Below are 4,452 nucleotides of genomic sequence, written 5' to 3'. Positions count from 1 at the left end.
GCTACCGCATGGCCGTCGTCCCCCTCGACCCCTCACCCATCCGCGGCAGCCACGGCCGCCTCCCCACCAACGACAACGACGGCCCCCTCCTCATCTGCTCCACCCCCCAAGCAGTCGGAGACCGTGTCGCGGCCACCGACGTCAAACAACTCCTCCTCCACCTCGCCGGACTCGACTGACGCGGCACCACACACGTCCCCCGAGATCCGACTACTGAGAGTGAAACACACGGCACTGACAACGGCCCGCCCGGCGGCATCAGGGCGGGCCACGACCCAGAAGGCAGGCACCCGTGACCCTGTTTCCCGACTCCTCCCGCAGCGACGCCACCAGCGACCGGCCCGTCGACGGCCCCGACGAGGCCCTGCGCCGCACCCTGGGCGTGAACCGGCGCCGCTTCCTGAGCACGTGCACCGCCGTGGCCGCCGGAGCCGTCGCGGCCCCCGTCTTCGGCGCCGGCCCCGCCCTGGCGCAGGACCGGGGCAGAGACCACGGGCACGGCCACGGACACGGCGGTCAGGCGCTGGTCCCGGCGGACAAGCGCGGCATCATCCTCTACACCGTCCGTGACGCCACCGGCCGCGACCCCCTCGCCTCCGACCTGCCCTCCGGCTTCCGCGAGGTGTTCAAGCAGCTAGCCCGCCACGGCTACCGCCAGGTGGAGTTCGCCGGCTACCGCCAGCACGCCAACGCCCCCGGCGGAGCGAACCTGGAATCCGTCGAGGGCGCGAAGCTGCTGCGCTCCTGGCTCGACGACTACGGACTGCGCGCCCAGGGCAACCACGGCTTCATCCCGCCCTCCTGGCCGCTGACCACGGCGGACCTGGACACCTTCAAGAAGCACCTGGAGATCGCCAACATCATCGGCATGGACCACATGGGCACCGGCGGCGACCCCACCGGCAGCTCCCACCGCGCCGACTGGGACGTGGCCGCCGACAAGTGGAACGCGCTCGGCGCGATCGCCCGCCGCGAGGGCATCAAGCTCTACACCCACAACCACGACGGGGCCTACGGCTTCCTGCTCGACGGCGGCCCGCTGGACGACCAGGGCCGGCCGACCCGCAGCTCCGGCATCCGCAAGCTGGAGTACTTCCTGAAGGTCACCGACCCGAAGCTGGTCTGGCTGGAGATGGACATCTTCTGGGCGCACGTCGCCCAGTACAAGTTCCACACCTACACCGCCCACGACGGCTCCACCCGGAAGAGCGTCTTCGACCCGGCCGGCCTGGTCGCCCGCAACAACAAGCGCTACCCGCTGTTCCACGCCAAGGACGGCGTCGTCAGCACCACCAACGGCATGGGCTACGACATGGTGCCCTTCGGGACCGGCGTCATCGACTACACGACGTTCTTCTCCCGGGTCGGACAGCGGAACTACCACAACCCGATGATCGAGGACGACAACTCCCCGAGCGCCACCGACCCCGCGCAGTCGCTGCGCGAGGCCAAGATCAGCTACGACAACCTGGCGGCCCTGCGCAGGCGCCGCCGTTAGCACCCCCGGGCACGGCACTACGGCGGCCCCTGCCCGAGACGCGCGGAGGCAGCATCGACGGCCGGTGGCAGGACCGCAGGACCGCAGGACCCGGGTAACTGCCCGGTCACCCTGGGCGGCGGCCCCGGGCACGGCGCTACGGCCGTGCCCGGGGCCGCCGCCCAGGGGAAGGAAACGCAGGTGAAAGGCACTGCGAAACCTTGGTATGGTTGTCCATGTCGCCGCGGGGAACACCCCGCACAGCGGCAGACACCTAGTCCGGGTGGCGGAATGGCAGACGCGCTAGCTTGAGGTGCTAGTGCCCTTTATCGGGCGTGGGGGTTCAAGTCCCCCCTCGGACACAAGATCAAGCAGAAGTGACGTGCCGGCCGGGAGTGATCCCGGTCGGCACGTCGCGTTTTCCGGGCGGCCGGATACGACGCCGCCCCGAGCCGCCGGAGCGGTGCGGGGAAAATGCCGTGCGCCGCCCCTCCCGGTCTCCCTACACTCACCACGACATCGAGAGCGAGTGAGGGGAGCCGGGCCGTGCGCATCCGCACCGCTGCCGTCGTTCCCCCCTCCCGGTACGAGGTGATCCTGGTGTCCTCGGCCGTCCGGTGTCCGCTGCGCGGCCGGCACCGGATGCCCGCGACGAGCATCTGACGTACGACTCTCCGTCCGCCTTCCTTTCTGAGGCGGGCCCTGTCACCGTTCCGCCCTCGTCGGGGGAATCGCGCCGCCCTGCTCACAGACCAGCGAAAGGCCACGGGCCGTGCGCACCCACACCAACCCGCTCACCACCGTCCGCAACCTGGGCATCCTCGCCCACGTCGACGCCGGCAAGACCACCGTCACCGAGCGGATCCTCTACACCACCGGCACCACCCACAAGCGCGGCGAGGTCCACGACGGCACGACCGTCACCGACTTCGACCCGCAGGAGCGCGATCGCGGCATCACCATCTTCGCCGCGGCGGTCAGCTGTTCCTGGGACGGTCACCGGATCAACCTGATCGACACCCCGGGGCACGTCGACTTCGCCGACGAGGTCGAGCGCTCCCTGCGGGTGCTGGACGGCGCGGTCGCGGTGTTCGACGCCGTCGCCGGGGTGGAACCGCAGAGCGAGTCCGTGTGGCGGCAGGCCGACCGGCACGGCGTGCCGAGGATCGCGTTCGTCAACAAGATGGACCGGGCGGGCGCCGACCTCGACACGGCCGTCACCTCGATACGCGACCGGCTGCACCCGGTACCGCTGGTCGTGCAGCTGCCCATCGGCACGGAGGACGGCTTCACCGGCGTCGTCGACCTGCTGCGCATGCGCGCCCTGGTGTGGGTTGACGGGGCGGAGACGGCCGAGGACGGGCCGGTGCCCGACGCCCTGCGCGAGGAGGCGGCACACAGGCGGCGACTGCTGGAGGAGGCGGTGGCGGAACGCCACCCCGCCGCGCTGGAGGAGTTCTGCGACCGGGAGACGCTCACCGCGGCCACGCTCGCCGGTGCCCTGCGCGACCTGACGCGCAGCGGCGACGGAGTGGTGGTGCTGTGCGGCTCGGCCTACCGCAACCGCGGTGTCGAACCGCTGCTGGACGCCGTCGTGACCTACCTGCCCTCCCCGCTGGACGTACCTCCGGTACGCGGCGCCCACGACGGCACGGAGCAGGAACGGTCCGCCGACCCGGCGGCGCCGATGGCGGCACTGGCGTTCAAGGTGAACGCCACCCCGACGGGACGGCTGACGTACCTGCGGGTGTACTCGGGCACGATCGAGAAGGGAGACACCGTGTGGGACGCCGGCACGCGCCGCACCGAGCGGATCGGCCGCATCCTGCGGGTGCGGGCCGACCGTCACGACCCGCTGGACCGCGCGGTCGCCGGGGACATCGTCGCCGTGGTCGGGCTGAAGTCCGCCCGCGCCGGCTCGACCCTGTGCGCGCCGGGTGCCCCGCTGGTCCTGGAACCCCCGGGCGTGGCCGAACCGGTCGTACACGTGTCGGTGGAGGCCCGGCGCTCCACCGACACCGACCGGCTGGCCTCGGCCCTCGCCCGGCTGACCGAGGAGGACCCCTCGCTGGCCGTGCGGACCGACCCGGAGACCGGGCAGACCGTCCTGTCGGGCATGGGTGAACTGCACCTCGAGGTCGCGGTGGAGCGCGTCCGGCGCGAGCACGGCATCGAGGTCGGTGTGGGCCGCCCCGGCGTGGCGTACCGCGAGACGGTCGGCGAGGGCGTGACCGGTTTCGTCCACCGGCACGTCAAGCAGGACGGCGGCGCGGGGCAGTTCGCGCACGTCGTCCTCGATGTGGAGCCCTGGCACGAGGACATGGACGCGGGCTCGAAGGAGGGTGGTTTCGTGTTCCGTTCGACGGTCGTCGGCGGACGGGTGCCGCAGGAGTTCGTGCGGGCCGTCGAGGCCGGCTGCCGGGAAGCCCTGGCCGAGGGCCCGCTGGGCGGTCACCCGGTGACCGGGCTGAGGGTCACGCTCACCGACGGCCAGACCCATGTGAAGGACTCCTCGGACACGGCCTTCCGCACCGCCGGCCGGTTCGGCCTCCGGGAGGCACTGCGCGCCTCGACGATGGTCCTGCTGGAACCGGTCGTGGACGTCACGGTCACCGTGCCCGAGGACGCGGTCGGCGGCGTGCTCGGCGACCTGGCGGCCCGCCGCGGCCGGGTCACCGGCTCCGACACGCGGGGCGGCGCGGCGGTCGTCACCGCCACCGTGCCGCTGACCGAGCTGTTCGGCTACGCGACCCGGCTGCGCGGCCGCACCCAGGGCCGCGGTACCTTCACCGCCCGGCCCACCGGCTACGCACCGGCGCCGACCGTGACACCGGCCCGCTAGCGTGCCGGGTTGCCCCCTCCCGACCCGGAATCTGCCACCGGGGGAGGGGGCGGCCACCCGGAGGCACCGGGGAGGGGGCGGCCACCCGGAGGCACCGGGGAGGGGGCGGCCACCCGGCGGCACCGGGGGAGGG

2 protein-coding genes, 1 tRNA gene and 1 pseudogene are annotated in these 4,452 nt (G+C 72.6%); all 4 read left to right on the top strand.

The genetic code is table 11. From position 1 onward, the window contains the following. Positions 1-179, top strand: a pseudogene (locus KUM32_RS43610) (alkaline phosphatase family protein); the annotation flags it as partial. 119 nt (positions 180-298) lie between these two features. Then, positions 299-1,498 (top strand): sugar phosphate isomerase/epimerase family protein, encoded by a 1,200-nt coding sequence (locus tag KUM32_RS20800; RefSeq protein WP_254405889.1) that lies wholly within the window; start codon positions 299-301, stop codon positions 1,496-1,498. A gap of 256 nt (positions 1,499-1,754) precedes the next feature. Beyond that, positions 1,755-1,839: transfer RNA gene (locus tag KUM32_RS20795), tRNA-Leu, on the top strand. Between the two features lie 410 nt (positions 1,840-2,249). Beyond that, positions 2,250-4,319 carry an elongation factor G gene (gene fusA, locus KUM32_RS20790; RefSeq protein ID WP_217143426.1) on the top strand — a complete coding sequence of 690 codons (2,070 nt, stop codon included), beginning with the start codon at positions 2,250-2,252 and terminating at the stop codon, positions 4,317-4,319. Positions 4,320-4,452 lie beyond the last annotated feature (133 nt).

The organism is Streptomyces sp. AC627_RSS907, assembly GCF_019049165.1.
This window is presented reverse-complemented; position numbering and strand designations above follow the sequence as displayed.